At 59.6% G+C, this 1,846-nt stretch carries 3 protein-coding genes; 2 read left to right on the top strand and 1 reads right to left on the bottom strand.

All coding sequences use genetic code 11. The features are described from left to right. Both NWQ23_RS02625 and NWQ23_RS02630 read left to right on the top strand, forming a co-directional pair. Positions 1-597, top strand: a 597-nt coding sequence (locus NWQ23_RS02625) for an SOS response-associated peptidase (RefSeq protein WP_306164684.1), incomplete at its 5' end; no start/stop codon positions are given. A 29-nt stretch (positions 598-626) separates the two neighbouring features. Then, positions 627-1,505, top strand: a complete 879-nt coding sequence (locus NWQ23_RS02630) for a hypothetical protein (protein WP_306164685.1) — start codon at positions 627-629, stop codon at positions 1,503-1,505. On the opposite strand, the gene NWQ23_RS02635 is transcribed toward NWQ23_RS02630, so the two are convergent. Then, a partial coding sequence (locus NWQ23_RS02635) for a DUF4345 family protein (RefSeq protein WP_306164686.1) occupies positions 1,502-1,846 on the bottom strand: 345 nt, incomplete at its 5' end. The genes NWQ23_RS02630 and NWQ23_RS02635 overlap by 4 nt on opposite strands.

The following is a 1,846-nucleotide window of genomic DNA, read 5'->3' on the forward strand; positions in this document are numbered from 1 at the left end:
ACGGATCTCGTCAAGCTTTGGCGCGATGATACGGGCAATCTACCGGCGATGCCTGGCATCTACCCCGACTATCCCGCACCGGTGATCACGCAGGAACCACAGGGTCGGGCAATGCGGATGATGCGTTGGGGGATGCCTTCGCCACAGTTTGTCCTCAAGGGCAAGAAGACCGACAAGGGCGTCACCAATGTCCGCAACACCGCCTCTCCGCATTGGCGCAGGTGGCTGGGGCCGGCGCATCGCTGTATCGTGCCCTTCACCAGCTTTTCGGAATATCAAACTGTGAAGGGCGGGCCGCCCAAGCCTGTTTGGTTCGCGCCAACGGGTCCACAAAAGCTACTGTTCTTTGCGGGTATCTGGACCGAATGGACATCGGTGCGCAAACTGAAGGAGGGTGAGACGACCAATGACCTCTTCGCCTTCCTGACGGTCGAGCCGAACAGCGTTGTCGCCCCGATCCATCCCAAGGCGATGCCCGTGATCCTGCGCAGCCCCGAGGCGGTTGCCCATTGGCTGACCGCGCCCGTGGACGAGGCGCTGAAATTGCAGCGGCCCTTTCCTGATGAGGGCTTAACAATCGTCGCACAGCCTGTTTAGATACCTCTTGATTGAAAAGAGACCAGCCGATGCGTTTTGCAATCGCCGCCCTCCTGTTCCCGATCTTGTTTGTGACAGCCACACAGGCCGCCGCGCAGCACAGGCTTGGCCAAAACCATACCGCACAAGGCGCGTTGCGGTTGGGCGGGTTCAACGACGAAAGCCTTTCAACCGGATACCTCTTTGGTGATTTTACGCTGTCTTGGGCCCGGCAGGACTGGTCCGTCAATCTTGGCGCCTTTGGCGTGGTCGGGCGGCGGCACGAAACCTATTTCGACCTGAGCTATCAAACCTCTTATGGCCGTTTGATCGTCGGGTTCCCGCGCCCCGCCTATGATCTGGTGGCGCTTTCGCGCATCACCGACATCACCCCGCGGCTGGCCCTGGAAGACATTGGTGTCAGTCGCAGCCGGGCCACCTATGGGACCATGAACCAGACGAAGTATCTGCCCTACGGCGTTGTTTTTACGCAGCAATCAGACACTTGGGTCTTGGCCGGATCACTGCATGGCGTGCCGGACTATGACACAGAGATCGCGGGCCTTGCAGCAGCCTATACCCAAGGCCCGACCACCTATGCCGCGGCAGTGGAGGCTGTGTCGCAAGACGCTGACCTGCTTTGGAACTGGAAAGCACAAATCGAAAACGCCCAAGACTGGGGTACGATATCCGTCAGCGCCTTTGACGGTGCGGCAAACGCGGCTGATGCGACGCTTGAACTGGGGATCAGTGGCGCTGTGAGCGCATATGCGACAATACAATGCGCCGCCCGCTACAATGAGGCACAGGAGTGGTTGGTTCAGGCGGGCGGCCATGTCGATCTGAACAAAGCGGTGGGCCTTTCGGGATCAATCGGGCACAGTACAGGGCAGGACAGCATCGACCTTGCCATCTCTTACCGGTTCTAGATGTTGAGCAGGATCGCAGGTATCCCCACACCAGCCTCGACGATGAAATAGACCCATTTCTTGCGGAACTGACCGTCCATCACCAGCGAGGTCAGCCGCCCCGCCGCTGCACCACACCAGCAAAATCCCAGCATCAGATAGGCCTCTGACGTGCCCAGGATCAGCGCCCCGATCCCCATGCCAACGAACAACGCCCCGGCAGAGGCACGGACCTCGGACATGCCCATCGTGGTCGCCCCCGCCGTCAGATCAAGCGCGCCCATCGTATAGCGCGGGGCAAGCCAGCCAAAAAGGCCCAGTCCGATGCTCAGAAGGGCGAAAATGATATTGATGATGTCCAT

The sequence above is a fragment of the Yoonia sp. genome, from assembly GCF_030731595.1.
GTDB lineage: Bacteria > Pseudomonadota > Alphaproteobacteria > Rhodobacterales > Rhodobacteraceae > Yoonia.